The 25,449-nt window shown below is 40.5% G+C and carries 26 protein-coding genes, 3 pseudogenes and 1 riboswitch; of the genes and pseudogenes, 20 read left to right on the top strand and 9 right to left on the bottom strand.

The window, feature by feature from the left end; all coding sequences use genetic code 11:
- Positions 1–217: pseudogene (locus tag SK642_RS09460) on the bottom strand (ISL3 family transposase); the annotation flags it as partial.
- A 346-nt stretch (positions 218–563) separates the two neighbouring features.
- On the opposite strand from SK642_RS09460, the gene rpsB reads away from it, so the two are divergent.
- Both rpsB and tsf read left to right on the top strand, forming a co-directional pair.
- The gene (gene rpsB, locus SK642_RS09455; protein WP_000268459.1) at positions 564–1,343 is read left to right on the top strand and encodes a 30S ribosomal protein S2; all 780 of its coding nucleotides are present in this window, start codon (positions 564–566) and stop codon (positions 1,341–1,343) included.
- A 78-nt stretch (positions 1,344–1,421) separates the two neighbouring features.
- Positions 1,422–2,462, top strand: coding sequence for a translation elongation factor Ts (gene tsf, locus SK642_RS09450; RefSeq protein ID WP_033682512.1), 1,041 nt, complete (start codon positions 1,422–1,424; stop codon positions 2,460–2,462).
- Between the two features lie 68 nt (positions 2,463–2,530).
- Here tsf and SK642_RS10420 read toward each other — a convergent pair.
- The 4 genes and pseudogenes from SK642_RS10420 to SK642_RS09440 all read right to left on the bottom strand — a co-directional run.
- Positions 2,531–2,674, bottom strand: a pseudogene (locus SK642_RS10420) (transposase); the annotation flags it as partial.
- Positions 2,675–2,745: 71 nt separating this feature from the next.
- A complete protein-coding gene (gene cysK / locus SK642_RS09445) occupies positions 2,746–3,672 on the bottom strand; it encodes a cysteine synthase A (protein ID WP_033684547.1) in 927 nt (308 codons plus the stop codon).
- A 96-nt stretch (positions 3,673–3,768) separates the two neighbouring features.
- Positions 3,769–3,861, bottom strand: a pseudogene (locus tag SK642_RS11050) (PH domain-containing protein); the annotation flags it as partial.
- A 96-nt stretch (positions 3,862–3,957) separates the two neighbouring features.
- The gene (locus tag SK642_RS09440; protein WP_033684546.1) at positions 3,958–4,593 is read right to left on the bottom strand and encodes a YigZ family protein; all 636 of its coding nucleotides are present in this window, start codon (positions 4,591–4,593) and stop codon (positions 3,958–3,960) included.
- A 56-nt stretch (positions 4,594–4,649) separates the two neighbouring features.
- On the opposite strand from SK642_RS09440, the gene SK642_RS09435 reads away from it, so the two are divergent.
- The 17 genes from SK642_RS09435 to SK642_RS09355 all read left to right on the top strand — a co-directional run bounded on the left by SK642_RS09435 (position 4,650) and on the right by SK642_RS09355 (position 21,588).
- Positions 4,650–5,948 carry a DEAD/DEAH box helicase gene (locus tag SK642_RS09435; RefSeq protein ID WP_033684545.1) on the top strand — a complete coding sequence of 433 codons (1,299 nt, stop codon included), beginning with the start codon at positions 4,650–4,652 and terminating at the stop codon, positions 5,946–5,948.
- A complete protein-coding gene (locus SK642_RS09430) occupies positions 5,945–6,607 on the top strand; it encodes a ComF family protein (protein WP_033684544.1) in 663 nt (220 codons plus the stop codon). The genes SK642_RS09435 and SK642_RS09430 overlap by 4 nt, the downstream gene beginning before the upstream one ends.
- Positions 6,608–6,686: 79 nt before the next feature.
- On the top strand, positions 6,687–7,235 hold the full coding sequence (gene hpf, locus SK642_RS09425) for a ribosome hibernation-promoting factor, HPF/YfiA family (protein WP_004255322.1): 549 nt from the start codon (positions 6,687–6,689) through the stop codon (positions 7,233–7,235).
- Positions 7,236–7,370: 135 nt separating this feature from the next.
- A complete protein-coding gene (locus tag SK642_RS09420) occupies positions 7,371–9,344 on the top strand; it encodes a DHH family phosphoesterase (RefSeq protein WP_033684543.1) in 1,974 nt (657 codons plus the stop codon).
- Positions 9,341–9,793, top strand: coding sequence for a 50S ribosomal protein L9 (gene rplI / locus SK642_RS09415; RefSeq protein WP_000864215.1), 453 nt, complete (start codon positions 9,341–9,343; stop codon positions 9,791–9,793). The genes SK642_RS09420 and rplI overlap by 4 nt, the downstream gene beginning before the upstream one ends.
- Before the next feature lie 43 nt (positions 9,794–9,836).
- Positions 9,837–11,189, top strand: coding sequence for a replicative DNA helicase (gene dnaB / locus SK642_RS09410; RefSeq protein WP_033684542.1), 1,353 nt, complete (start codon positions 9,837–9,839; stop codon positions 11,187–11,189).
- Between the two features lies 1 nt (position 11,190).
- Positions 11,191–11,457 (top strand): Veg family protein, encoded by a 267-nt coding sequence (locus SK642_RS09405; protein WP_001278169.1) that lies wholly within the window; start codon positions 11,191–11,193, stop codon positions 11,455–11,457.
- 193 nt (positions 11,458–11,650) lie between these two features.
- The gene (gene cbpD / locus SK642_RS09400; protein WP_033684541.1) at positions 11,651–12,769 is read left to right on the top strand and encodes a choline binding-anchored murein hydrolase CbpD; all 1,119 of its coding nucleotides are present in this window, start codon (positions 11,651–11,653) and stop codon (positions 12,767–12,769) included.
- 82 nt (positions 12,770–12,851) lie between these two features.
- Positions 12,852–12,954, top strand: a riboswitch (TPP riboswitch).
- 69 nt (positions 12,955–13,023) lie between these two features.
- Complete coding sequence (locus SK642_RS09395; RefSeq protein ID WP_033684540.1) at positions 13,024–13,314, top strand: thiamine-binding protein; 291 nt, start codon at positions 13,024–13,026, stop codon at positions 13,312–13,314.
- On the top strand, positions 13,277–14,035 hold the full coding sequence (locus tag SK642_RS09390) for an ABC transporter permease (protein ID WP_161681781.1): 759 nt from the start codon (positions 13,277–13,279) through the stop codon (positions 14,033–14,035). The genes SK642_RS09395 and SK642_RS09390 overlap by 38 nt, the downstream gene beginning before the upstream one ends.
- Before the next feature lie 37 nt (positions 14,036–14,072).
- Positions 14,073–15,080: an ABC transporter substrate-binding protein gene (locus SK642_RS09385; RefSeq protein WP_033684553.1), complete on the top strand. Its 1,008-nt coding sequence runs from the start codon at positions 14,073–14,075 to the stop codon at positions 15,078–15,080.
- Positions 15,080–15,808, top strand: a complete 729-nt coding sequence (locus SK642_RS09380) for an ABC transporter ATP-binding protein (protein WP_033684539.1) — start codon at positions 15,080–15,082, stop codon at positions 15,806–15,808. Before SK642_RS09385 ends, SK642_RS09380 begins: the two co-directional genes overlap by 1 nt.
- Before the next feature lie 118 nt (positions 15,809–15,926).
- Positions 15,927–16,385: a CtsR family transcriptional regulator gene (locus SK642_RS09375; RefSeq protein ID WP_033684537.1), complete on the top strand. Its 459-nt coding sequence runs from the start codon at positions 15,927–15,929 to the stop codon at positions 16,383–16,385.
- A gap of 1 nt (position 16,386) precedes the next feature.
- Positions 16,387–18,819 (top strand): ATP-dependent Clp protease ATP-binding subunit, encoded by a 2,433-nt coding sequence (locus SK642_RS09370; RefSeq protein WP_033684536.1) that lies wholly within the window; start codon positions 16,387–16,389, stop codon positions 18,817–18,819.
- A 146-nt stretch (positions 18,820–18,965) separates the two neighbouring features.
- Entirely contained in the window at positions 18,966–20,024 is a 1,059-nt protein-coding gene (locus SK642_RS09365; protein ID WP_033684535.1) for an AAA family ATPase, read from the top strand.
- A 9-nt stretch (positions 20,025–20,033) separates the two neighbouring features.
- Entirely contained in the window at positions 20,034–20,813 is a 780-nt protein-coding gene (pnuC, locus tag SK642_RS09360; RefSeq protein ID WP_033684533.1) for a nicotinamide riboside transporter PnuC, read from the top strand.
- 1 nt (position 20,814) lies between these two features.
- Positions 20,815–21,588, top strand: a complete 774-nt coding sequence (locus tag SK642_RS09355; RefSeq protein WP_033684532.1) for an NUDIX domain-containing protein — start codon at positions 20,815–20,817, stop codon at positions 21,586–21,588.
- Positions 21,589–21,661: 73 nt separating this feature from the next.
- Here SK642_RS09355 and SK642_RS09350 read toward each other — a convergent pair whose 3' ends face one another.
- Positions 21,662–21,892, bottom strand: a complete 231-nt coding sequence (locus tag SK642_RS09350; protein ID WP_033684531.1) for a hypothetical protein — start codon at positions 21,890–21,892, stop codon at positions 21,662–21,664.
- 286 nt (positions 21,893–22,178) lie between these two features.
- Between SK642_RS09350 and SK642_RS09345 the strand changes: the two genes are divergently transcribed.
- The gene (locus tag SK642_RS09345) at positions 22,179–22,862 is read left to right on the top strand and encodes a hypothetical protein (protein ID WP_033684530.1); all 684 of its coding nucleotides are present in this window, start codon (positions 22,179–22,181) and stop codon (positions 22,860–22,862) included.
- Positions 22,863–22,938: 76 nt separating this feature from the next.
- Here the strand turns inward: SK642_RS09345 and SK642_RS09340 are convergent, their stop codons facing one another.
- The 3 genes from SK642_RS09340 to hslO are packed head-to-tail and all read right to left on the bottom strand — an operon-like array spanning position 22,939 to position 25,325.
- Positions 22,939–23,484, bottom strand: a complete 546-nt coding sequence (locus SK642_RS09340; RefSeq protein ID WP_033684529.1) for a cysteine hydrolase family protein — start codon at positions 23,482–23,484, stop codon at positions 22,939–22,941.
- A gap of 1 nt (position 23,485) precedes the next feature.
- Positions 23,486–24,466, bottom strand: coding sequence for a tRNA dihydrouridine synthase DusB (gene dusB, locus SK642_RS09335; RefSeq protein WP_033684528.1), 981 nt, complete (start codon positions 24,464–24,466; stop codon positions 23,486–23,488).
- The gene (hslO, locus tag SK642_RS09330) at positions 24,453–25,325 is read right to left on the bottom strand and encodes an Hsp33 family molecular chaperone HslO (protein ID WP_033684527.1); all 873 of its coding nucleotides are present in this window, start codon (positions 25,323–25,325) and stop codon (positions 24,453–24,455) included. Before hslO ends, dusB begins: the two co-directional genes overlap by 14 nt.
- Positions 25,326–25,449 lie beyond the last annotated feature (124 nt).

Genomic DNA, 25,449 nt, shown 5'->3' with positions numbered 1-25,449 from the left:
TTCTGGTAGGCATACCAGTTGTTTCAAGGTAAGGAATTTTCGATGGTTTTTGGAAGTCATATTTCTTCATTTGACTTCTACAATCAGGGCAAGATGGGGCCTCATAATCCAGTTTAGCGATGATTTCTTTGTGTGTATCCCTATTGATGATATCCATAAATTGGATATTTGGGTCTTTGATATCGAGTAGTTTTGTGATAAAATGTAATTGTTCCATATGAATCTTTCTAATGAGTTGTTTGGTCGCTTTTCATTATAGGTCATATGGGACTTTTTTTCTACACAAAAATAGGCTCCATAATATCTATAGGGGATTTACCCACTACAAATATTATAGAGCCATAAAACGAAGAGGCTCGACTTGAGTCTCTTTTATGATTTATATAGTTAACTTACTTTAAAAATCTACTAAAATCGCTTGAAAATATTGAAAAAGTATGGTAAAATGAAACTTGTCGTGTGAACGATAATACTCATTCTTGATGAATTGTGAAGCAGTTGCCCTTGGGTCGTTTTGCGAGTTGAAGTCAAGAAGAGGAAAAAAACAAAAAGGAGAAATACTCATGGCAGTAATTTCAATGAAACAACTTCTTGAGGCTGGTGTACACTTTGGTCACCAAACTCGTCGCTGGAACCCTAAGATGGCTAAGTACATCTTCACTGAGCGTAACGGAATCCACGTTATCGACTTGCAACAAACTGTAAAATACGCTGACCAAGCATACGACTTCATGCGTGATGCGGCAGCTAACGATGCAGTTGTATTGTTCGTTGGTACTAAAAAACAAGCAGCTGATGCAGTTGCTGAAGAAGCAGTACGTTCAGGTCAATACTTCATCAACCACCGTTGGTTGGGTGGAACTCTTACAAACTGGGGAACAATCCAAAAACGTATCGCTCGTTTGAAAGAAATCAAACGTATGGAAGAAGATGGAACTTTCGAAGTTCTTCCTAAGAAAGAAGTTGCACTTCTTAACAAACAACGTGCACGTCTTGAAAAATTCTTGGGCGGTATCGAAGATATGCCTCGTATTCCAGATGTTATGTACGTAGTTGACCCACATAAAGAGCAAATCGCTGTTAAAGAAGCTAAAAAATTGGGAATCCCAGTTGTAGCGATGGTTGACACAAACACTGATCCAGATGATATCGATGTAATCATCCCAGCTAACGATGACGCTATCCGCGCTGTTAAATTGATTACAGCTAAATTGGCTGACGCTATCATCGAAGGACGTCAAGGTGAAGATGCAGCAGCAGTTGAAGCAGAATTTGCAGCTTCTGAAGCTCAAGCAGATTCAATTGAAGAAATCGTTGAAGTTGTAGAAGGCGACAACGCTTAATTCATATAAATAGTAATTACCTAGGAGGGCGGGGCTTAGCCCGGCTCTCCTATTTTTAAAAAATATAGGAGAATCAAAATGGCAGAAATTACAGCTAAACTTGTAAAAGAGTTGCGTGAAAAATCTGGTGCCGGTGTTATGGACGCTAAAAAAGCGCTTGTAGAAACAGACGGTGACATCGAAAAAGCGATTGAATTGCTTCGTGAAAAAGGTATGGCTAAGGCAGCTAAGAAAGCTGACCGTGTTGCTGCAGAAGGCTTGACTGGTGTTTATGTTAACGGTAATGTTGCAGCAGTTATCGAAGTAAACGCTGAAACTGACTTCGTTGCGAAAAACGCTCAATTCGTTGAATTGGTAAATACTACAGCTAAAGTTATTGCCGAAGGAAAACCTGCTAACAATGAAGAAGCTCTTGCTTTGACAATGCCTTCAGGTGAAACTCTTGAAGCTGCATACGTATCTGCAACAGCAACTATCGGAGAAAAAATCTCATTCCGTCGCTTTGCATTGATTGAAAAAACAGATGCACAACACTTTGGAGCATACCAACATAATGGTGGACGTATCGGTGTTATTTCAGTTGTTGAAGGCGGAGACGAAGCTCTTGCTAAACAATTGTCAATGCACATCGCAGCGATGAAACCAACAGTTCTTTCTTACAAAGAATTGGATGAGCAATTCGTTAAAGATGAGTTGGCACAATTGAACCACGTAATCGACCAAGACAACGAAAGTCGTGCAATGGTTAACAAACCAGCTCTTCCACACTTGAAGTATGGATCAAAAGCTCAATTGACTGATGAAGTGATTGCGCAAGCTGAAGCTGATATTAAAGCTGAATTGGCTGCAGAAGGTAAACCAGAAAAAATCTGGGACAAAATCATCCCAGGTAAAATGGACCGCTTCATGCTTGACAACACTAAAGTTGACCAAGCTTACACACTTCTTGCACAAGTTTACATCATGGATGACAGCAAGACAGTTGAAGCATACCTTGAATCAGTTAACGCTTCTGTAGTTGAGTTCGCTCGCTTTGAAGTTGGTGAAGGTATCGAGAAAGCTGCAAACGACTTTGAAGCGGAAGTTGCAGCTACAATGGCAGCAGCCTTGAATAATTAATCATATAAGAGTCTGAGATAAAAAAGTTCTCAAACACAAAAAAGCTAGAGATTTCTAATTGTGGGACTCTAGCTTTTTAATTTAGTCGTTCTCTTATTGTATTTTAGGAGGTTGTTGGCCATAAGTACCAATCCCATGTCAATTCTCACTTGACGCTTACCTCTCAGTTTACATCTCTTGTAACCCAAACAAGCCTTTATCTGCCCAAAGACTTTTCTATGCAGTCGATTTTTCAAGGTATAAATAAAAAGCCCTATAATAAGGGCTAAGTGCATTTAGGAGGCTACACTTCAAATTCATAGAGTGCTGTAGAGAGATAACGTTCGCCGTTATCTGGTGCTAGAGCAAGGACTTTCTTACCTGTACCTAATTTCTTAGCAACTTCAATTGCTCCATAGATAGCTGCAGCTGAAGAAATCCCTACAAGGAAACCTTCTTTTCCACCAATTTCACGGCCGAGTGCTAGAGCATCGTCTGATGTTACACGAACGATACCATCATAAGCTTTTGTATCTAGTGTATCAGGAATAAATCCAGCTGAGATACCTTGAATTTTGTGAGGACCAGGTTTTTCACCAGATAGAATAGCAGATTCGTCTGCTTCTACTGCAAAAACTTGAATGTTTGAATTTGCTGCTTTGAGTGCATGAGAAACACCAGAAATTGTTCCACCAGTACCAACTCCAGCAACAAAGGCATCTAATCCATCTTTACCGAAAGCAGCTAGTATTTCAGCCCCTGTTGTTTTTTCGTGTACTTCTGGATTAGCTGGATTGTCAAATTGAAGAGGAAGGAAACCATCACGTTCAGCAGCAATTTCTTGAGCCTTAGCAATAGCACCTTTCATTCCTTCGCTACCAGGAGTGAGGACGAGTTCAGCGCCATAGGCTTGGATAATCTTACGGCGTTCTACACTCATGGTTTCAGGCATAACAATGACAACTTTATATCCTTTAGCAGCACCTACCCATGAAAGTCCAATACCAGTGTTTCCACTTGTTGCTTCAACAATAGTAGCACCCGGTTTTAGAATACCGTCTTGTTCAGCCTTTTCAATCATGCTAAGAGCAATACGGTCTTTTACAGATGAACCAGGATTAAATGCTTCAAGCTTTACATAGACGTCCGCAGTACCATCTGGTACGATGTTGTTGAGTTTAACAATCGGAGTTTGACCGATTAGTTCAGTAATGTTGTTATAAATAGACATATGAATACCTCTTTGTATAAGATATCTCTAGTATAACGCTATCTATACCATTTGTAAAATATAGAAATCCTATCGAAGCGATAGGATTTTTTTATATCATAGGTCTAAGCCATTAATTTTTAAGCGATTATGATAGGCTAATTCTAGTAAATAGGTGTAAAGGAGAACGCAATCCGTTTTCTTTTTGAATAGTCTCATTTTATAGTAGGTCTTTGCAAGCATCTTTTTATTTTGCTAATTAAAGTAGCGGTGAGAATGTCAGTGAAACACTGTATTATCTATTATTTACACTAGGTTTACAGGAATTTCAACTTCTCGTAAACCTTGATCAGTTAAAGTGACCTTTCCATTAAAAAACTCTACAAGTGCAGCTTTAATAGTTTCTTTTTCTTCTTTATCAACATAAATCATCGTATCGACTTGATCTGTAAAATTTGTATCCAGCTCCATGAGAGTATGTTCTTTAAGGAAGTTACTGTACTCTTGGTACTGAGCGTAGGACATTTGAATAGCAATGCCAGCCTGTTCTTTTATTTCAATGATGCCAATTTTTTTGACAGCTAAGGCCACACTGCCGGCGTAAGCACGAATCAATCCTCCAGCGCCTAGTTTAATGCCACCAAAGTAGCGTGTCACTACCACACAGACATTGGTGAGATTGTGATTTTCTAGTACCCCAAGCATGGGAACTCCAGCAGTACCACTGGGCTCACCATCATCACTTGTACGTTTAATTTCACTTCGTTCTCCAATAATAAAAGCAGAGCAGTTATGCGTCGCTTTGTAGTGTTCTTTTTTGATGGTGGTGATGAAGTCACGAGCCTCTTCTTCGCTATAAACACGCTTGGCATGACAGATAAAGCGGGATTTTTTGATTTCTTCTTGGACTTGTCCGTCCTCTTTAATTGTTCTAAATTCCATGATTTAATTGTACTAAAAAATCATCTAAAGCGCTAGGTTTTTACGAATAAAGAAGTATGAAAGTAAATCCAAACTATCTCGGTCGTGTGTTTACTGAGAATGAATTAACAGAAGAGGAGCGTCAGTTGGCGGAGAAACTTCCAGCAATGAGAAAGGAGAAGGGGAAACTTTTCTGTCAACGTTGTAATAGTATTATTCTAGAGGAATGGTATTTACCCATTGGTGCTTACTATTGTCGAGAGTGCTTGCTGATGAAGCGAGTTAGAAGTGATAAAGCTTTATACTATTTTCCGCAGGAGGATTTTCCTAAACAAGATGTTCTTAAATGGCGTGGTCAATTAACTCCTTTTCAAGAGAAGGTATCAGAGGGACTGATTCAAGCAGTAGACAAGCAAGAGCCAACTTTAGTTCATGCGGTGACAGGGGCTGGAAAGACAGAAATGATTTATCAAGTTGTGGCTAAGGTGATTAATAGGGGTGGTGCAGTATGTTTGGCCAGTCCTCGAATAGATGTATGCTTGGAATTGTATAAGCGCCTGCAAGATGATTTTGCTTGCGAGATAGCTCTTCTACACGGAGAATCAGAACCGTATTTCCGAACCCCATTAGTTGTTGCGACGACCCATCAGTTATTGAAATTTTATCAAGCTTTTGATTTGCTGATAGTGGATGAAGTAGATGCCTTTCCTTATGTTGATAATCCAACGCTTTACCATGCTGTCAAGAATAGTGTAAAGGAGAATGGGCTGAGAATCTTTTTAACAGCGACTTCGACCGATGAGTTAGATAGGAAAGTCCGTTTAGGAGAACTAAAAAGATTGAGCTTGCCTAGACGATTTCATGGGAATCCATTGATTATTCCTAAGCCAGTTTGGTTATCGGATTTTAATCGCTGTTTGGATAAGAATCGTTTGTCACCAAAGTTAAAGTCTTATATTGAGAAACAGAGAAAGACAGCTTATCCGTTGCTTATTTTTGCATCAGAAATTAAAAAAGGGGAGCAGCTAAAAGAAATCTTACAGGAGCAATTTCCAAATGAGAAAATTGGTTTTGTCTCTTCTGTAACAGAAAATCGGTTAGAGCAGGTGCAAGCTTTTCGAGATGGAGAACTGACAATACTTATCAGTACGACAATCTTGGAGCGTGGAGTTACCTTCCCTTATGTGGACGTTTTTGTAGTAGAGGCCAATCATCGTCTGTTTACCAAGTCTAGTTTGATTCAAATTGGTGGACGAGTTGGACGAAGTATGGATAGACCGACAGGAGATTTGCTTTTCTTTCATGACGGATTAAATGCTTCGATCAAGAAGGCGATTAAGGAAATTCAGCAGATGAACAAGGAGGCGGGTCTATGAAGTGTTTGTTATGTTGGCAGACAATGAAGACTGTTTTAACTTTTAGTAGTATCTTGCTTTTGAGGAATGATGATTCTTGTCTTTGTTCAGACTGTGATTCTACTTTTGAGAGAATTGGAGAAGAGCACTGTCCAAACTGTATGAAAATAGGATTGTCAACAAATTGTCAAGATTGTCAACTTTGGTGTAAAGAAGGAATTGAGGTTAGTCATAGCGCGATTTTTACTTACAATCATGCTATGAAAGATTTTTTCAGTCGATATAAGTTTGATGGGGACTTCCTTTTAAGAAAAGTTTTTTCTTCATTTTTAAGTGAGGAGTTGAAAAAGTACAAAGAATATCAATTTGTAGTCATTCCATTAAGTAAGGAGAGATATGCTGACAGAGGATTTAATCAGGTTGAAGGTTTAGTTGAAGCAGCAGGTTTTAAGTATCTGGATTTATTAGATAAAAGAGAAGAGAGAGCTAGTTCTTCTAAAAGTCGTTCAGAACGCTTGGCAACAGAACTTCCTTTCTTTATTAAAAGTGGAGTTACTATTCCTAAAAAAATCCTACTTATAGATGATATTTACACTACGGGAACAACTATAAATCGTGTGAAGAAACTGCTGGAAGAGGCAGGTGCAGAGGATGTAAAAACATTTTCCCTTGTAAGATGAGGAAAAAATTTGCAAAAATAAAATGAAAGCGTTATAATGAAATCAGAAAAACAAAAATGTTTAGAAAGAAGGTACTCATATGATTAAATATAGTATCCGTGGTGAAAACCTAGAAGTAACAGAAGCAATTCGTGATTATGTAGTTTCTAAACTCGAAAAGATCGAAAAGTATTTTCAAGCTGAACAAGAGTTGGATGCTCGAGTTAACTTGAAGGTGTATCGTGAAAAAACTGCTAAAGTGGAAGTGACGATTCCGCTTGGCTCTATTACTCTTCGTGCAGAAGATGTGTCTCAAGATATGTATGGTTCAATTGACCTTGTAACCGATAAAATTGAACGTCAGATTCGTAAAAACAAAACAAAAATCGAGCGTAAAAATAAAAATAAGGTAGCAACTAGTCAATTATTTACAGATGCTTTGGTGGAAGATACAAATGTTGTCCAATCTAGAGTTGTTCGTTCAAAACAAATTGATTTAAAACCAATGGATTTGGAAGAAGCTATTCTACAGATGGATTTGTTGGGACATGATTTCTTTATTTATGTGGATGTTGAAGATCAAACAACCAATGTGATTTATCGTCGTGAAGATGGCGAAATTGGTCTGTTAGAAGTTAAAGAATCTTAATTTTAATATATGTAAAGGTAGGTTTACTGAGTTGTAAACCTACTTTTTCTTACAATGGATATAATTGTTGATTACACTTTTAAAAAGTCGCTTTTTGGTGGTTATTATGGTATAATGGGTGCCAAGAGGTTTGGAATGAAAAAATTTTATATAAGTCCTATTTTCCCCTTAATATTAGGAATAGTGGCGTTCGGAGTGCTATCTGTGCAACTTGTTTTTGTAACGAATACACTGGTAACGCTATTTCTTTTGCTACTTATTTTGGGTTCATATAGTTTATTATTCATTCATCAAAGAGAGTACTACTCAAGGAGTGAAGTAGAACAAATTCAGTATGTAAACCACCAAGCTGAAGATAGTTTGACAACCTTGTTAGAACAGATGCCTGTCGGAGTTATTAAATTAGACTTGTCGTCAGGTGAAGTTGAATGGTTTAATCCTTATGCTGAATTGATTTTGACTAATGAAGTGGGCGAGATTGATGTGGCATTAATTCAAACAATTATCAAGGCTTCTGTGGGGAATCCAGGTTCTTATGCCACCTTGGGTGAGACTCGCTATTCGGTTCATATGGACAAGGTGTCTGGAGTTCTTTACTTCTTTGATGTGTCTGGAGAATACGAAGCGACTGTTGAGTTAGTAACGAGTCGACCTGTGATTGGGATCGTCTCCGTTGACAACTATGATGATTTAGAAGATGAAACATCAGAGTCTGATATTAGTCATATTAACAGTTTTGTAGCCAATTTTGTTTCAGAATTTGCTGTGAAGCATGCCATGTTCTCCCGTCGAGTGAGTATGGACCGTTTTTATCTATTTACGGACTACACGGTACTTGAGGGATTGATGAATGATAAATTTTCGGTTATCGATGCTTTCAGAGAAGAGGCGAAACAGAGACAGCTGCCTTTGACCTTAAGTATGGGATTTTCTTATGGTGATGGAAATCATGATGAGATAGGGAAAGTTGCATTACTCAACTTGAACTTGGCTGAAGTGCGTGGTGGCGACCAAGTTGTTGTCAAGGAGAATGACGAAACGAAAAATCCAGTTTATTTTGGTGGTGGGTCTGCTGCCTCAATCAAACGTACACGGACTCGTACGCGCGCTATGATGACGGCTATTTCAGATAAGATTCGTAGTGTGGATCAGGTTTTTGTAGTTGGTCATAAAAATCTGGATATGGATGCTTTGGGCTCTGCTGTAGGTATGCAGTTATTTGCCAGCAATGTGACTGAAAATAGCTATGCTATTTATGACGAAGAACAAATGTCACCAGATATTGAACGAGCTGTTTCATTCTTAGAAAAAGAAGGAGTTATGAAGTTGTTGTCTGTTAAGGATGCAATGGGGATGGTGACCAATCGTTCTTTGTTGATTCTTGTAGACCATTCAAAGACAGCTTTAACTTTATCAAAAGATTTTTATGATTTATTTACCCAAACCATCGTCATTGACCACCATAGAAGGGATCAGGATTTCCCAGATAATGCAGTTATTACTTATATTGAAAGTGGTGCAAGTAGTGCCAGTGAGTTGGTAACGGAATTGCTACAGTTCCAGAATTCTAAGAAAAATCGTCTGAGTCGTATGCAAGCAAGCGTCTTGATGGCTGGTATGATGTTGGATACTAAAAATTTCACCTCACGAGTTACCAGTCGGACATTTGATGTTGCTAGCTATCTCAGAACGCGCGGAAGTGATAGTATTGCTATCCAGGAAATTGCTGCGACAGATTTTGAAGAATATCGTGAGGTCAATGAACTGATTTTACAGGGGCGTAAATTAGGTTCAGATGTACTAATAGCAGAGGCTAAGGAATCGAAATGCTATGATACAGTTGTCATTAGTAAGGCTGCAGATGCCATGTTAGCCATGTCAGGTATTGAAGCGAGTTTTGTTCTTGCGAAGAATACACAAGGATTTATCTCTATCTCAGCTCGCAGTCGTAGTAAGCTGAATGTACAACGGATTATGGAAGAGCTGGGAGGTGGAGGCCACTTTAATTTAGCAGCAGCTCAAATTAAGGATTTAACCTTGTCAAAAGCAGGTGAAAAACTGACAGAAATTGTATTAAACGAAATAAAGGAAAAGGAGAAAGAAGAATGAAAGTAATCTTTTTAGCAGATGTTAAAGGAAAAGGTAAAAAAGGCGAAATTAAGGAAGTACCAACAGGATATGCACAAAACTTTCTTATCAAAAAGAACCTAGCTAAAGAAGCGACTGCTCAAGCGGTGGGCGAACTTCGTGGTAAACAAAAATCTGAAGAGAAAGCTCACGCTGAGATGATTGCAGAAGCAAAAGCAATTAAAGCCCAACTTGAAGCAGAAGAAACTGTTGTAGAATTTGTTGAAAAAGTTGGTCCAGATGGCCGTACTTTTGGTTCAATTACCAATAAGAAAATCGCAGAAGAATTGCAAAAGCAATTTGGAATTAAGATTGATAAACGTCATATCCAAGTGCAAGCTCCGATTCGAGCAGTTGGTTTGATTGATGTACCAGTGAAAATCTATCAAGATGTCACAAGTGTGATCAATCTTCGTGTGAAAGAAGGGTAAATTTACACTTTCTTGACAAGATTGTAAAAGGAAGGGAAATCTGATGGCAGAAGTAGAAGAGTTACGAGTACAACCTCAAGATATCTTAGCTGAGCAATCCGTTTTAGGGGCTATCTTTATTGACGAGAGTAAGCTTGTTTTTGTGCGAGAATACATTGAGTCTCGGGACTTTTTTAAGTATGCCCATCGTTTGATTTTCCAAGCCATGGTTGACTTATCAGATCGTGGCGATGCTATAGATGCAACAACGGTTCGTACTATTCTTGATAATCAAGGTGACTTACAGAATATTGGTGGCTTGTCTTACTTGGTTGAGATTGTCAATTCTGTGCCAACTTCTGCTAATGCGGAGTATTATGCTAAGATTGTTGCTGAAAAAGCCATGCTACGGCGATTAATCGGCAAGTTGACAGAGTCTGTCAATCAAGCTTACGAGGCTTCACAACCAGTTGATGAAATTATTGCTCAGGCCGAAAAAGGGCTGATTGATGTTAGTGAAAATGCTAATCGAAGTGGATTTAAGAACATTAGAGATGTGTTGAATGTCAACTTTGGAAATCTGGAGGCTCGCTCCCAACAAACGACTGATATTACAGGTATTGCGACAGGTTATCGTGATTTGGATCATATGACGACTGGTTTGCATGAGGAGGAGTTGATTATTTTGGCGGCTCGTCCTGCGGTTGGTAAGACAGCCTTTGCCTTGAATATTGCTCAGAACATTGGGACTAAGTTGGACAAGACGGTAGCTATTTTCTCACTTGAAATGGGTGCGGAAAGTCTAGTGGATCGTATGTTGGCGGCAGAAGGTTTGGTGGAATCGCATTCTATTCGTACGGGGCAATTGACAGATGAGGAGTGGCAAAAGTATACCATTGCTCAAGGGAATCTAGCCAATGCAAGTATCTATATCGATGATACACCAGGGATTCGAATCACGGAAATTCGTTCTCGATCACGCAAACTGGCTCAAGAAACGGGTAATCTAGGTTTGATTTTGATAGACTACTTGCAGCTTATCACGGGAACTGGGCGAGAAAATCGTCAACAAGAGGTTTCAGAAATTTCACGTCAGTTGAAAATTTTAGCTAAGGAACTGAAAGTTCCAGTAATCGCTCTAAGTCAGCTATCTCGTGGTGTAGAACAACGTCAGGATAAGAGGCCAGTCTTGTCTGATATTCGTGAATCTGGGTCTATTGAGCAGGACGCTGATATCGTAGCCTTTCTTTATCGCGACGACTACTATGAGCGTGGTGGTGAAGAAGAGGAAGGCATACCAAATAATAAGGTAGAAGTTATTATCGAGAAAAACCGTAGTGGAGCTCGTGGAACGGTGGAATTAATTTTCCAAAAAGAATACAATAAATTTTCAAGTATCTCAAAGAGGGAGGCATAAGATGTCAGATGCATTTACAGATGTAGCCAAGATGAAAAAAATCAAAGAAGAAATCAAGGCACATGAGGGACAAGTCGTAGAAATGACTTTGGAGAATGGTCGTAAGCGCCAAAAAAATAGATTGGGTAAGCTAATTGAAGTTTATCCATCCCTATTTATCGTGGAATTTGGGAATGTTGAAGGAGATAAACAAGCTAATGTTTACGTTGAGTCCTTTACTTACTCAGACATTCTTACAGAAAAGAATCTGATTCATTATCTTGACTAAAGTGAGAAATTTTCTCACTTTTTCTTTTTTCTCCGAATAATTTAAGTGAAGGCAATCTTCGATTTATACTCTTCGAAAATCAAATTCAAACCACGTCAGCTTCGCCTTGCCATACTCAAGTATAGCCTGCGTCTAGCTTCCTAGTTTGATCTTTAATTTTCATTGAGTACTATATTATTTTCAAGGAGGAAGAATGAAAGTTTTACCATTCAAAGTAACAGAGACAGGGTTTTCTTTTAGAAAATCAGTTAAAAAGGTTGTTCCTTTTTTAGTAGTAGGATTGATGCTAGCAGCGGGTGATAGTGTCTATGCCTATTCTGGAGGGAATGGATCAATTGCGCGTGGGGATGATTATCCTGCTCATTATAAAAATGGGAGTCAGGAGATTGACAAGTGGCGGATGTATTCTCGTCAGTGTACTTCTTTTGCAGCCTTTCGTTTGAGTAATGTCAATGGTTTTGAGATTCCGGCAGCTTATGGAAATGCGAATGAATGGGGCTATCGTGCTCGTCGTGAAGGCTATCGTGTAGATAATAGACCAGCTATTGGCTCTATTGCTTGGTCTACTGCAGGAACTTATGGTCATGTTGCCTGGGTATCAAATGTAATGGGAGATCAGATTGAGATTGAAGAATACAACTATGGAATAAGGGAATCTTACAATAAGCGTGTCGTGAAGGCCAATACCATGACTGGTTTTATCCATTTTAAAGATTTGGCTGGTGGCAGTGTTGGAAATAGTCAATCCTCAATTTCAACAGGGGGAACACATTATTTTAAGGCTAAGGCTGCTATCAAAAATCAGCCACTAGCTAGCGCAACTGTGATTGATTACTATTATCCTGGGGAGAATGTTTATTATGATCAAATTCTCGAAAAAGATGGATACAAGTGGTTGAGTTATACGGCTTATAATGGTAGCCGTCGTTATATCCAGCTAGAGGGGGTGACTTCTTCACAGAATTATCAGAATCAATCAGGAAATAGCTCTAGCTATGGATCCAATAGTAGTTCAACTGTTGGTTGGAAGAAAATAAATGGTAGTTGGTATCATTTCAAATCAAATGGGTCTAAATCAACGGGATGGATGAAAGATGGTTCTAGCTGGTATTATTTGAAATCATCTGGTGAAATGCAGACAGGATGGTTAAAGGAAAATGGAGTGTGGTATTATCTAGATAGTTCAGGGGCAATGAAAACAGGATGGTATCAAGTCTCTGGTAAGTGGTATTATTCTTACTCTTCAGGCGCCTTAGCTGTTAATACGACGGTGGATGGTTACAGAGTAAATAGTAATGGAGAACGAGTATAGAAAATGGGAGTAGGAAAAATTTCCTGCTCTTTTCTGTAAGCAGTTTCCTTGACATTCTTTTTGTTTTGCGCTATCATATGTCCATATAATATATGGGAGTCTGTGTACAGTCTGAGAGGAAGTGTTAAGCTTCGACCGCACTTGATCTGGGTAATGCCAGCGTAGGGAACGATACTTAGTCTAATTCTGCACCTTTTCCATGTATGGTAAAGGTTTTTCTTTTTGTTAAAGGAAAACGAGAAGAGGAGGTTGTTATGAAAGCAAGCATTGCCTTGCAAGTTTTTCCCCTAGCACAGGGGATTGATCGGATAGCTGTTATCGATCAGGTCATTGCTTATCTGCAAGCTCAAGAAGTGACCATGGTGGTGACACCATTTGAAACGGTCTTGGAAGGGGAGTTTGATGAGCTTATGCGCATTCTCAAAGAAGCACTGGAAGTGGCAGGGAATGAGGCAGATAATGTCTTTGCCAATGTCAAAATAAATATAGGAGAGATTTTAAGTATTGATGAGAAACTTGAAAAGTATACTGAGACGACACATTAGTCTATTGGGTTTTCTCGGAGTCTTGTCAATCTGGCAGTTAGCAGGATTGCTTAAACTTCTTCCTAAGTTTATACTGCCTACCCCTCTTGAAATTCTCCAGGCCTTTGTTCGTGACAGAGAATTTCTCTGGCACCATAGCTGGGCGACCTTGAGAGTGGCTTTACTGGGGCTGGTTTTGGGAGTCTTGATTGCCTGTCTCATGGCTGTGCTTATGGATAGTTTGACTTGGCTCAATGACCTGATTTACCCTATGATGGTGGTTGTTCAGACCATTCCGACCATTGCCATAGCTCCTATTCTGGTCTTGTGGCTAGGTTATGGGATTTTACCCAAGATTGTCTTGATTATCTTGACGACAACCTTTCCTATCATTGTCAGTATTTTAGACGGCTTTAGGCATTGTGACAAGGATATGTTGACCTTATTTAGTCTAATGCGGGCCAAATCTTGGCAAATCCTGTGGCATTTTAAAGTCCCTGTCAGCCTGCCTTACTTTTATGCAGGTCTGAGAGTTAGTGTTTCCTACGCCTTTATCACAACAGTGGTATCTGAGTGGTTGGGAGGCTTTGAGGGTCTAGGTGTCTACATGATTCAGTCCAAGAAACTGTTTCAGTATGATACCATGTTTGCCATTATTATTCTGGTATCGATTATCAGCCTTCTTGGTATGAAATTGGTCGATATTAGTGAAAAATATGTTATTAAATGGAAACGTTCGTAGAAGTAGGATGTTTCAAAAAAGAAAAGAGGAAATCAAAATGAAAAAAACATGGAAAGTGTTTTTAATGCTTGTAACGGCTTTTGTAGCTGTCGTACTTGTGGCTTGTGGCCAAGGAACTGCTTCTAAGGACAACAAAGAAGCAGAACTCAAGAAAATTGACTTTATCCTAGACTGGACACCAAATACCAACCACACAGGGCTTTATGTGGCTAAGGAAAAAGGATACTTCAAGGAAGCTGGAGTGGATGTGGACTTGAAACTTCCACCAGAAGAAAGTTCTTCTGACTTGGTTATTAATGGTAAGGCACCATTTGCAGTGTATTTCCAAGACTACATGGCTAAGAAATTGGAAAAAGGAGCAGGAATCACTGCTGTTGCAGCTATTGTTGAACACAATACATCAGGAATCATCTCTCGTAAATCTGACAATGTAGCTAGTCCAAAAGACTTGGTTGGTAAGAAATACGGGACATGGAATGACCCAACTGAATTAGCTATGTTGAAAACTTTAGTAGAATCTCAAGGTGGGGATTTTGAAAAAGTTGAAAAAGTACCAAATAACGACTCAAACTCTATCACACCGATTGCTAATGGAGTATTTGATACTGCATGGATCTACTACGGTTGGGATGGTATTCTTGCAAAATCTCAAGGCGTAGAGGCTAACTTCATGTACTTGAAAGACTACGTCAAGGAATTTGATTACTACTCGCCAGTTATCATCGCAAACAACGACTACCTTAAAGACAACAAAGAAGAAGCTCGCAAAGTCATCCAAGCTATCAAAAAAGGTTACCAATATGCTATGGAGCATCCAGAAGAAGCAGCTGATATCCTCATCAAGAACGCACCTGAACTTCAGGAAAAACGTGACTTTGTCATCGAATCTCAAAAATACTTGTCAAAAGAATACGCAAGCGACAAGGAAAAATGGGGTCAATTTGATGCAGCTCGCTGGAATGCCTTCTACAAATGGGATAAAGAAAATGGTATCCTTAAAGAAGACTTGACAGACAAAGGCTTCACCAATGAATTTGTGAAATAATGACAGAAATAAGACTAGAACACGTCAGTTATGCCTATGGTCAGGAGAGGATTTTAGAGGACATCAATCTGAAAGTCACTTCAGGTGAAGTAGTTTCTATTCTGGGCCCAAGTGGTGTTGGAAAAACCACTCTCTTTAATCTAATCGCTGGGATTTTAGAAGTCCAGTCAGGGCGAATTGTTCTGGATGGTGAAGAAAATCCTAAGGGGCGCGTGAGTTATATGTTGCAAAAGGATCTACTCTTGGAGCACAAGACTGTGCTAGGCAATATTATTCTGCCCCTCTTGATTCAAAAAGTGGATAAGGCGGAAGCTATTGCCCGAGCGGATGAAATCCTTGCGACCTTCCAGTTGACAGCTGTACGGGACAAATATCCTCACGAACTCAGTGGAGGGATGCGTCAGCGTGTGGCCTTGCTCAGGACCTACCTTTTCGGTCACAAGCTCTTTCTCTTGGATGAGGCCTTTAGCGCCTTGGATGAGATGACCAAGATGGAACTCCATGCTTGGTACCTTGAGATTCACAGGCAGTTGCAACTAACGACCCTGATCATCACGCATAGTATCGAAGAGGCCCTTAATCTCAGCGACCGCATCTATATTCTGAAAAACCGCCCTGGGCAGATTGTTTCAGAAATTAAACTAGATTGGTCTGGAGATGAGGACAAGGAAGTCCAAAAGATTGCCTATAAACGTCAAATCTTGGCAGAATTAGGCTTAGATAAGTAGAAAAATAGGGAGTTGGTGAAGATTATCCTTTACCAGCGCCCTTTTTCTTTTAAAAATGAGAAAATTTCGGTATAATAGTCAAAGATAGTCAAGGTTCAAAGAGAGAGGTGGGTTTGTAATGAGATTTAAAAATACATCGGATCATATTGAAGCCTACATCAAGGCGATTTTAGATCAATCTGGTATTGTGGAGTTGCAACGGAGTCAGTTGGCAGATACCTTTCAGGTTGTTCCTAGTCAGATTAACTATGTGATCAAGACACGCTTTACTGAAAGTAGAGGCTACTTGGTTGAAAGTAAGCGTGGTGGCGGAGGCTACATTCGTATAGGACGGATTGAGTTTTCTAGTCATCATGAAATGCTCCGCGATTTGCTTTACTCAATTGGTGAGCGGGTCAGTCAAGAAATTTATGAAGATATTCTACAGCTTTTGGTTGAGCAGGAATTGATGACCAAGCAGGAGATGAATTTGCTGGTGGTAGTAGCTTTGGATCGGGTTCTAGGAGAAGAAGCTCCAGTTGTTCGTGCTAATATGCTACGACAGGTCATACAAGAGGTAGATAGAAAAGGGAAGTAAGATGAACTATTCAAAAGCATTGAATGAATGTATCGAAAGTGCCTACATGGTTGCTGGCCATTTTGGAGCTCGTTATCTAGAGTCTTGGCACTTGTTGATTGCCATGTCCAATCACAGTTATAGTGTGGCAGGGGCGACTTTAAATGATTATCCATATGAGATGGATCGTTTAGAAGAGGTCGCTTTGGAACTGACTGAAACGGACTATAGACAGGATGAAACCTTTACAGAATTGCCGTTCTCCCATCGTTTGCAGGTTCTTTTTGATGAAGCAGAATATGTAGCGTCAGTGGTCCATGCTAAGGTGCTAGGGACAGAGCATGTCCTTTATGCGATTTTGCATGATGGCAATGCCTTGGCGACTCGTATCTTGGAGAGAGCTGGTTTTTCTTATGAAGACAAGAAAGATCAGGTCAAGATTGCTGCCCTTCGTCGAAATCTGGAAGAACATGCAGGCTGGACTCGTGAAGATCTCAAGGCTTTACGCCAACGCCATCGTACAGTAGCTGATAAGCAAAATTCTATGGCTAACATGATGGGCATGCCCCAGACTCCGAGTGGTGGTCTCGAGGACTATACGCATGATTTGACAGAGCAAGCGCGTTCTGGCAAGTTAGAACCAGTCATCGGTCGGGATAAGGAAATCTCGCGTATGATTCAAATCTTGAGCCGTAAAACCAAGAATAATCCTGTCTTGGTTGGGGATGCTGGTGTCGGGAAAACAGCCTTGGCGCTTGGGCTCGCTCAGCGTATTGCTAGTGGTGATGTACCTGCGGAAATGGCTAAGATGCGCGTGTTAGAGCTTGATTTGATGAATGTCGTGGCAGGGACACGCTTCCGTGGTGACTTTGAAGAACGCATGAATAATATCATCAAGGATATTGAAGAAGATGGCCAAGTCATCCTCTTTATCGATGAACTTCATACCATCATGGGTTCTGGTAGTGGAATTGACTCAACTCTGGATGCGGCCAATATCTTGAAGCCAGCCTTGGCGCGTGGAACTTTGAGAACGGTTGGTGCCACCACTCAGGAAGAATACCAAAAACATATCGAAAAAGATGCAGCCCTTTCTCGTCGTTTCGCCAAAGTGACGATTGAAGAACCAAGTGTGGCAGACAGCATGACCATCTTGCAAGGTTTGAAAGCTACTTATGAGAAACATCACCGTGTACAAATCACAGATGAAGCGGTTGAAACAGCGGTTAAGATGGCCCATCGTTACTTGACTAGTCGTCACTTGCCAGACTCTGCTATTGATCTCTTGGATGAAGCAGCAGCAACAGTGCAAAATAAGTCAAAGCATGTAAAAGCAGACGATTCTGGCTTGAGTTCAGCTGACAAGGCCCTGATGGATGGTAAGTGGAAACAGGCAGCCCAGCTAATCGCTAAAGAAGAGGAAGTCCCAGTATATAAAGACTTGGTGACAGAGTCTGATATTTTGACTACCTTGAGTCGCTTGTCAGGTATTCCAGTTCAAAAACTGACCCAAACGGATGCCAAGAAATACTTGAATTTGGAAGCTGAATTGCACAAACGTGTCATCGGTCAAGATCAAGCTGTATCAAGCATTAGTCGTGCCATTCGCCGCAACCAGTCAGGAATTCGCAGTCACAAACGTCCGATTGGTTCCTTTATGTTCCTAGGGCCGACAGGTGTCGGTAAGACCGAATTGGCCAAGGCTCTGGCAGAAGTTCTCTTTGATGACGAATCAGCCCTTATCCGCTTTGATATGAGTGAGTATATGGAGAAATTTGCAGCTAGCCGTCTCAACGGAGCTCCTCCAGGCTATGTGGGTTATGAAGAAGGTGGGGAGTTGACCGAGAAGGTTCGCAACAAACCATATTCCGTTCTCCTTTTTGACGAGGTAGAGAAGGCCCACCCAGATATCTTTAATGTTCTCTTGCAGGTCTTGGATGATGGTGTCTTGACAGATAGCAAGGGGCGCAAGGTTGACTTCTCAAACACCATTATTATCATGACGTCAAACCTTGGTGCGACAGCCCTTCGTGATGATAAAACCGTCGGCTTTGGAGCTAAGGATATTCGTTTTGACCAAGAGAATATGGAAAAACGCATGTTTGAAGAGCTGAAAAAGGCTTATAGACCGGAATTCATTAACCGTATTGATGAAAAGGTGGTCTTCCATAGCCTGTCTAGCGACCATATGCAGGAAGTGGTGAAGATTATGGTTAAACCTTTAGTGGCAAGTTTGGCTGAAAAAGGCATTGACTTGAAATTACAAGCTTCAGCTCTGAAATTGTTGGCAAATCAAGGATATGACCCAGAGATGGGAGCTCGTCCACTTCGCAGAACCCTGCAAACAGAAGTGGAAGATAAGTTAGCAGAACTTCTTCTCAAGGGAGAATTAGTGGCAGGTAGTACACTTAAGATTGGTGTCAAAGCAGGCCAGTTAAAATTTGATATTGCATAAAAATGGAGAATCAGGAGCAATCTTGATTCTCTTTTTTGCTACTTTTTTATAAAAAACAATAAAAAACTCTTGACAAAATAAAATATAGTTTATAATAAAAACATAGATAACAAAAATATTAAAAACAATAAAAAGGTTACACGTTTATGAAAAAGAAAACAGCAGTGGTATTTGGAACCTTTGCTCCGCTTCATCAAGGTCATATTGATCTGATCCAGCGAGCGAAGCGTCAGTGTGATCAGGTCTGGGTAGTCGTTTCAGGTTATGAGGAAGACCGAGGGGAGCAGGTAGGTTTAACATTGCAAAAAAGGTTTCGCTATATTCGAGAGGCTTTTCGGGATGATGAGTTAATCTCTGTCTGTAAGTTAGATGAAACCAATCTTCCCCGTTACCCTATGGGCTGGCAGGAGTGGTTGAACCAAATGTTAGCAGAGATTTCCTATGATGAAAACCATCAAGAACTAATTTTCTTTGTGGGAGAAGCAAACTACCAGCAAGAATTATCTAATCGTGGCTTTGAGACTGTTCTGCAAGAAAGAAAGTTTGGTATCTCAGCGACTATGATTCGAGAAAATCCAAGCAAATATTGGAAATATATTGCTCAACCCTTCCGTCGTCAGTTTACCAAGAAAGTGTTGATTATGGGAAGTGCCAGTAATGGGAAGACCACTCTAGCCAAAGATTTGGCCAGATATTATGATGCGCCCGTTAGTCTGGAATACGCGCGTGAGTACCAGATTAAAAATAACGTCCGTGATGATGAATTGACTCCAAAGGATTACTATTATCTGCTCTTGGGGCAGTACGACCAGACCTCAAAGTTAATCGATAGCAATGCCAATCGAGGTCTAGTGATAGCCGATACTAACTCCATAGTAACCAAGGGCTACTATGATTATTATATGGAGACTGAGGATCAAGAGGACTTATCAGGGGAGACCTTCGATAACCTTTTTGTCTCGATCTTGGCTAAGGAGAAATGGGACTTGATTCTCTTTGTGCAGCCTGTCGGCTCCTATGTCAATGACGGATTTAGAGATATGACCATGGCAGAAGACCATATTCGTCATAGTTTTTCCCAGCATTTGGATCAGATGAGAGAGCGATATTTAACCACCATTCCACTAGTTTATCTAGCTGAGGATTACCTAGGAAATTATGAAGCAGCAAAAGTGGCTATTGATGCCATTTACCAAGCAGATTAGGAGAAAATTATGAAAAAACTAACTGAAAAAATCACACAATTTATCGAAAACTTTAAAAATGTCCATGCAGAAGCCCGCAAGATCGGTTTTGGAGGAATTATGCATCTGCTCTGGAAAGATCTCTTTGTAGGCCGTAGTCTCTTCCAGTGGTTGTATCTCATCGCCTTGTCAAGTGTTCCTTTGATCTTAGAATTCACGCAAAATACAGAAAGTCATGACTGGATGAGCTTGTTTGCATCTTGGACTGGGATTGTCTGTGTCATCTTGGTAGCAGAAGGGCGTGCAAGTAATTATCTCTTTGGGGCCATTAACTCTGCTATCTATTTGATTTTGGTCATGAATGCAACTTTTTATGGTGAAGTTTTGACGACCGTTTACTTCTTTGTCATGCAGCCGATTGGTCTCTATGCTTGGCTGTCCAATCGTATCAATGATCAAGGAAAAGTAGAAGAATCTCACTTTGAAGCTAAGAAATTATCTGTGCTTGACTGGTTCAAGTACTTGGCCTTGACTGCTATCATCTGGATTGGTATGGGCTTGGCTTACCAAAGTATCCATAGTGCTCGCCCTTTCCGTGATAGTGTTACCGATGCGACCAATGGTGTTGGTCAGCTCTTGATGACACGTCTCTACCGTGAGCAATGGATTTTCTGGATTGCAACCAATCTCTTTAGTATTTACCTCTGGTGGGGTGAAAATATCCATATTCAAGGGATGTACTGGGTTTACACTCTCAATAGTCTAGTAGGTTGGTACCAATGGACCAAGGCAGTTCGTAAGGAGGCATAAAATGACGGACACGATGATTCCAGCAGGGATGACGGAAAGAGAATATTTTGAAATCCATGCCAGTCAGGAGGAGTTTTTGGATTGGTACTACAAGCAGGAACTCCCTCAATACGAAAAACCAAGTGTGACGGTGGATATGGTAGCCTACTGCTTTGTTGAAGGAAAGATAAAGCTTTTATTAATTCGTCGCAAGGCTCATCCATATCAAAATTGTTTAGCGCTAGTTGGAGGCTTTATGGACAAGGGCGAAGATGCTGCGCATGCCTGTCAGCGTGAGGTGAGAGAAGAAGTTAATCTCGATCTTCCTTTGGAAAAAATTGAGCAATTGATGACCGTATCGACCCCCGGCCGTGACCCACGGGGCTGGACGGTGACCATTGCCCACTTGGTTTATCTGCCTAGTCGTGCATTAGAGCTGGTTCAAGCAGGAGACGATGCCAAGGATGTCGTTTTCGTAGATGTCGATTTTCAGACAGGCAAATGCTACCTAGAGGGAGTAGAGTTGGGGGAGCAAGCCTTCGCTTTTGATCATTATGCTATTATCCAAGAATCCATCAAACGAATTCAAGGGCGTCTCGACTGGAACCCGACCTTCCTCTATCTGCTAGAGGAGGAGTTCACTGTCTACGAGGGAACCGAACTGGTTAATCTCATCAACCCAGGTCGTCCAATCGTCAGTAATAACTTTCTTGTAAAATACGGAGAATATGTAGAAGAAGTTGGACTCAAACGAGTGCCTAAAAAGAAACCAAGAAAAACCTATCGATTGAAATAAAAAACGAGGTCGGGACAAAGTTCCCGACCTCTTTATCTACCATCATGAGCTGGCTTTTCTATTGCGACTGCTTTTAGGGATGGCTATCTTTCTTATGATTGCTCAACATGTGAGTAAAGAAGTTTTTGTATCTATACTTGAGATAGTTCTCATGTAAAAATAACAAAGCGATATAGACAATCAAAAAGATTGTAGTCAGATAGAAGACATCAAATGAAGTTTGCGCATAGTAAGTGGCTGATTGATAAGAGCCAATAGCTCCCAAAATCAACCAAGGAAGATACTTGAAATACTTATTTAGCATAAGAATGCACCTCCTATATTCTATTTCAATGTTATTATATTCCTTTGCAGTTAAAGATGCAAGCGATTACACAAGAGTGATTTAAAAATATTACTCAAAATAGGAATTTTTTTCTGTTTTTTCTATTAGATTACGAATAGAAGAGTAGGAGGAATAAATGTATCTAAAGTATTTAAGATTTTTAAAATAGTTTAGATAAATTGTTGACATATTTAAATTCTAATGTTACAATTATATTACAAAAAGATTTCTTTATATTTCTAAAATATTACAAAGGAGTAGAAAAATGAAAAAGAAAACCTATATCAAATTGATGGCAGCAACTGTATTGGCTTCTACCTTGCTACTAGGAGCTTGTGGAAATAAAAAAGAAACAACTCAAGCAAGCAGTTCTGTTAAGACAAGTCAATCATCAAGCTCTAAAGCAGCTTCTTCTAGCCAAGAAAGCAAGACTCAGAAGTCCTCAAGTTCAGCTTCATCTGAAAAGACTAAGGCGTCTACTGATCAATCTTCAGCAACTGCGACACCTGCACCAGAGCAAAGACAAGGTCAAGAGGTGTCTAATCAACAAGCAGCTAGTCAACAAACTCCTGTTCAGGCTTCTTCAACTCAACAGGCTCCTCAAGATCAGTCTAATCAATCAAGCTATGATTCTACAACTGACCGCAAACTTCAAGACAAGCAAGCAGAGCAAAATAAACGCTACAAGGGCGTTTTAACCATGGTAGATGGTGATTTCTCAGCTGCAGCGGGCAACTGGAAGGGAGCTAATGGCGAAACTATTACAGTTTCATCAGGAGGTCAATTCACAGTAGAATCTGCTGATGGAAAGAAAGAAAACTACTCTATCAGAGGCTATTCTTATACTCTTGATGATGGTAAGTATAATGCCAAAATCGGTGGAGGAAAAATCATCCAAATTACAACAGGAGCGGATGGTAAGGTTTCCAGTGTTGCTTTGAGCCAATAATAACAATCAGTATTTGAATTTTTACAATCAAAGAAAATCCGTCAGCTCAAATAAGAGTTGACGGATTATTTTATACTTATACTTGGGTTAAAAATTCTTCTGTAGTAAGAATTTGAGCAAACTCATCTTGTAGAGAAAGGAGATTAATCTCATGGATAGTCTCAGGAGAGATGGACTGACCGTTTTTGTTAGATAGGGTAAAACTGGCAGTAGCATCTGCTAGTAAAGTGACTTCAAAACCAAGATTTGCTGCCATTCGTGTCGTAGTAGATACACAATGAGGCAGGGTCAAACCAACAAGGACTAAATGACCAATCTGATTTTTTCGTAAATATGTTTCAAGATTTGTTCCAATAAAGGCGCTATTAACTGTTTTTTGGAAGACAGGTTCTGAAGCAAATGGTTCAAATCCACTTTTAAACTCCTGATTTTGTTTGTTATGAAATTGCGACTGGGGATTGTCAGATATGTGTTGAACATGTAAGACTGGAAGACCGTGTTTACGAAAGTATGCCAGTACCTTCAATGCTTGATGTTCAGCTTGAGGGTTGTTTCGTTCTCCCCAAATAGGTCTATCAAATGCTTTTTGCATATCGATAATCAGTAGAGCAGTATGAACCATGTTAAACCTTATCCAACTGCAAGAGTGCTTCAATCTCTGCTAGGGTGCTAGCTTGTGAAATGGCTCCACGGAGTTTGGCTGCGCCAGATGTTCCACGGAGGTAGTGAGGAGCGAGTCCACGAAACTCACGAACTGCGACGTTTTCCCCTTTGAGGTTAATCAAGCGTTTCAAGTGTTCGTAGGCGATTTTCATCTTGTCTTCAAAGGTCAAATCAGGTAGAATTTCCCCTGTTTCAAAGTAATGGTTGATTTGGTTGAAGAGGTAAGGATTGCCCATAGCAGCTCGTCCAATCATGACAGCGTCAGCACCTACTTCTTCGATACGTTGTTTAGCTTCTTGAACAGTGCGGATATCACCATTAGCGATGAACGGAATCTTGGTCAGAGCTTGAGCGACCTTGTGAAGGGTTTCAAGGTCTGCGTGGCCTGTGTACATTTGTTCACGGGTACGGCCATGCATGGCAAGGGCGGAGACACCTGCTGCTTCAGCAGCGAGGGCATTTTCTACTGCAAGAGACGGGTCAGCCCAGCCTGTACGCATTTTGACAGTAAGGGGGATATCAAGGACAGATTGGACCTTGTTGATGATAGAGTAGATTTTGTCTGGGTCCTTGAGCCACATAGCTCCCGCTTCGTTTTTCACAATTTTGTTTACAGGGCATCCCATATTGATATCGACGATATCTGTCTTGGTATTTTTCTGAATGAATTCTGCTGCGCGCGCGAGGCTATCTTCATCACTACCAAAAAGTTGAATAGAAACTGGGTTTTCTCCCTCATCAATGTGGAGCATGTGAAGAGTTTTTTCATTGTTGTATTGAATCCCTTTGTCAGACACCATTTCCATGACAACAAGTCCAGCTCCGAGCTCTTTTGCGATGGTACGAAAGGCAGAGTTGGTCACGCCGGCCATGGGTGCTAAAACGGTACGATTGGGAATCTCAACATTGCCAATCATAAAAGGTGTATTAAGATTTGTCACGAATGAGTTCCTCCAGGTCGTTTTCATCAAAGTTGTAAGTAGTTTGGCAGAATTGACAAGTGATTTCTGCCCCGTGGTCTTCCTCTTTCATTTCCTGTAAGTCTGAACTTGGAAGGCTGGCAAGAGCGTTCATAAAGCGTTCATGACTACAGTCACATTGGAAACGGATTTCTTCTTCGGAAAGACGCTTGTAGGCCTCGTCACCGTAGATTGCCTTGAGAAGGGCTTCGATATGGTCTTCACTTTCCAGAAGGGTTGAGATAGCTGGCATTGCTTGGATGCGTTTTTCAAAGCGAGCAATCTCCTCTTCCTTGGCTCCTGGCAAGACTTGAACTAGGAAACCACCTGCAACCTTGACCTTGTCTTCTTCGTCCAAAAGGACATTGAGGCCGACTGCAGAAGGGGTCTGTTGACTTTCAGTAAGGTAAAAGGCAAGGTCTTCACCGATTTCTCCAGAGATGAGAGGAGTCATAGAGTTGTAAGGATTTCCAGTACCGTAGTCTGTGATAACGAGGAATTGACCATTTCCAACAAAAGGTCCGACTAGTACTTCACCAGTTGCAGTCTTTTTGATGTCAACACCAGGATTTTGAACGTAGCCTTTGACGTTACCTTTGGTATCAGCGACGGTGATAATAGCACCTAGAGAGCTAGATCCCAGTACCTTAACTGTTAGTTTGGTATTTCCTTTTTCATTGGCTGCGAGAATCTGGCTAGCGATAAGAGTTCGACCAAGTGCTACAGTTGAGCTAGCTTGGGTTTGGTGTTTTTCTTGAGCAGTGCGGACTGTTTCTGTGCTGTCAAGGACAAAAGCACGAAAGGCTCCGCTTTCTGATATAGTTTTAATAATTTTATCCATAGCTACTATTTTAGCATAAAAATGCCCAAAGGGGGAGCCGTGTGTTTGCTGATTTTCAGTATAATAGACTAGGAAATCAGCATGAAAATAAAAAGAGAAACAGATTATTTCAGCATTTGTAAGA

Origin of the sequence: Streptococcus mitis (assembly GCF_000722705.1) — a bacterium.
Classification (GTDB): domain Bacteria; phylum Bacillota; class Bacilli; order Lactobacillales; family Streptococcaceae; genus Streptococcus; species Streptococcus mitis_P.
This window is presented reverse-complemented; position numbering and strand designations above follow the sequence as displayed.

What these genes read in the sequence shown, in the direction of transcription:
- rpsB (WP_000268459.1), top strand. Translation starts at nt 564, where the DNA reads ATGGCAGTAATTTCAATGAAACAACTTCTTGAGGCTGGTGTACACTTT.
- tsf (WP_033682512.1), top strand. Translation starts at nt 1,422, where the DNA reads ATGGCAGAAATTACAGCTAAACTTGTAAAAGAGTTGCGTGAAAAATCT.
- cysK (WP_033684547.1), bottom strand. Translation starts at nt 3,672, where the DNA reads ATGTCTATTTATAACAACATTACTGAACTAATCGGTCAAACTCCGATT.
- SK642_RS09440 (WP_033684546.1), bottom strand. Translation starts at nt 4,593, where the DNA reads ATGGAATTTAGAACAATTAAAGAGGACGGACAAGTCCAAGAAGAAATC.
- SK642_RS09435 (WP_033684545.1), top strand. Translation starts at nt 4,650, where the DNA reads ATGAAAGTAAATCCAAACTATCTCGGTCGTGTGTTTACTGAGAATGAA.
- SK642_RS09430 (WP_033684544.1), top strand. Translation starts at nt 5,945, where the DNA reads ATGAAGTGTTTGTTATGTTGGCAGACAATGAAGACTGTTTTAACTTTT.
- hpf (WP_004255322.1), top strand. Translation starts at nt 6,687, where the DNA reads ATGATTAAATATAGTATCCGTGGTGAAAACCTAGAAGTAACAGAAGCA.
- SK642_RS09420 (WP_033684543.1), top strand. Translation starts at nt 7,371, where the DNA reads ATGAAAAAATTTTATATAAGTCCTATTTTCCCCTTAATATTAGGAATA.
- rplI (WP_000864215.1), top strand. Translation starts at nt 9,341, where the DNA reads ATGAAAGTAATCTTTTTAGCAGATGTTAAAGGAAAAGGTAAAAAAGGC.
- dnaB (WP_033684542.1), top strand. Translation starts at nt 9,837, where the DNA reads ATGGCAGAAGTAGAAGAGTTACGAGTACAACCTCAAGATATCTTAGCT.
- SK642_RS09405 (WP_001278169.1), top strand. Translation starts at nt 11,191, where the DNA reads ATGTCAGATGCATTTACAGATGTAGCCAAGATGAAAAAAATCAAAGAA.
- cbpD (WP_033684541.1), top strand. Translation starts at nt 11,651, where the DNA reads ATGAAAGTTTTACCATTCAAAGTAACAGAGACAGGGTTTTCTTTTAGA.
- SK642_RS09395 (WP_033684540.1), top strand. Translation starts at nt 13,024, where the DNA reads ATGAAAGCAAGCATTGCCTTGCAAGTTTTTCCCCTAGCACAGGGGATT.
- SK642_RS09390 (WP_161681781.1), top strand. Translation starts at nt 13,277, where the DNA reads ATGAGAAACTTGAAAAGTATACTGAGACGACACATTAGTCTATTGGGT.
- SK642_RS09385 (WP_033684553.1), top strand. Translation starts at nt 14,073, where the DNA reads ATGAAAAAAACATGGAAAGTGTTTTTAATGCTTGTAACGGCTTTTGTA.
- SK642_RS09380 (WP_033684539.1), top strand. Translation starts at nt 15,080, where the DNA reads ATGACAGAAATAAGACTAGAACACGTCAGTTATGCCTATGGTCAGGAG.
- SK642_RS09375 (WP_033684537.1), top strand. Translation starts at nt 15,927, where the DNA reads ATGAGATTTAAAAATACATCGGATCATATTGAAGCCTACATCAAGGCG.
- SK642_RS09370 (WP_033684536.1), top strand. Translation starts at nt 16,387, where the DNA reads ATGAACTATTCAAAAGCATTGAATGAATGTATCGAAAGTGCCTACATG.
- SK642_RS09365 (WP_033684535.1), top strand. Translation starts at nt 18,966, where the DNA reads ATGAAAAAGAAAACAGCAGTGGTATTTGGAACCTTTGCTCCGCTTCAT.
- pnuC (WP_033684533.1), top strand. Translation starts at nt 20,034, where the DNA reads ATGAAAAAACTAACTGAAAAAATCACACAATTTATCGAAAACTTTAAA.
- SK642_RS09355 (WP_033684532.1), top strand. Translation starts at nt 20,815, where the DNA reads ATGACGGACACGATGATTCCAGCAGGGATGACGGAAAGAGAATATTTT.
- SK642_RS09350 (WP_033684531.1), bottom strand. Translation starts at nt 21,892, where the DNA reads ATGCTAAATAAGTATTTCAAGTATCTTCCTTGGTTGATTTTGGGAGCT.
- SK642_RS09345 (WP_033684530.1), top strand. Translation starts at nt 22,179, where the DNA reads ATGAAAAAGAAAACCTATATCAAATTGATGGCAGCAACTGTATTGGCT.
- SK642_RS09340 (WP_033684529.1), bottom strand. Translation starts at nt 23,484, where the DNA reads ATGGTTCATACTGCTCTACTGATTATCGATATGCAAAAAGCATTTGAT.
- hslO (WP_033684527.1), bottom strand. Translation starts at nt 25,325, where the DNA reads ATGGATAAAATTATTAAAACTATATCAGAAAGCGGAGCCTTTCGTGCT.